The organism is Dellaglioa sp. CoH-56-MRSF-12, from assembly GCF_056782075.1.
Genome location: NZ_JBXAYD010000031.1, coordinates 1 through 406 on the forward strand (window position 1 = coordinate 1; position 406 = coordinate 406).

Consider the following 406-nt stretch of genomic DNA (forward strand, 5'->3'; position numbering starts at 1 on the left):
TGCCACGAGCGAATTGACCAGCGTTCGATCGAGCCACTGCGGGGGGGGCTTCGCTAAAGGTGGGGTTTGCTGCACGGATAGGTGACAGTGGTTAGTCACGTGGCCATGTCGGCCGACGTGCTCATGATGGTCTCGAACTCGATCGGGGTCAAACGGCCCAGGCGGGCCCGACGACGGCCAGGCTCGACTTCATGCGGTCGCCGATCGAGTAGCCGACGATCTTGTTCGCGAAGATGTCCTTGATCGCGCAGAGGTAGAGCTTGCCCGCGCCGGTGCGGTGCTCGGTGATGTCGGTCAGCCAGATCCGGTTCGGAGCATCGGTGGAGAAGGCCCCGCCGAGGATATCGTCGTGAACCGCTGGGCTTTCCTTGCGGCCCTTCCCGCGCGCCTTCTTCTTCCCGAACGC

Annotated in this window: 1 pseudogene; it reads right to left on the bottom strand. The window is 63.8% G+C overall.

The window, feature by feature from the left end:
- Positions 1 to 151: 151 nt before the first annotated feature.
- A pseudogene (locus tag AC1RPY_RS07680) lies at positions 152 to 406 on the bottom strand (DDE-type integrase/transposase/recombinase); the annotation flags it as partial.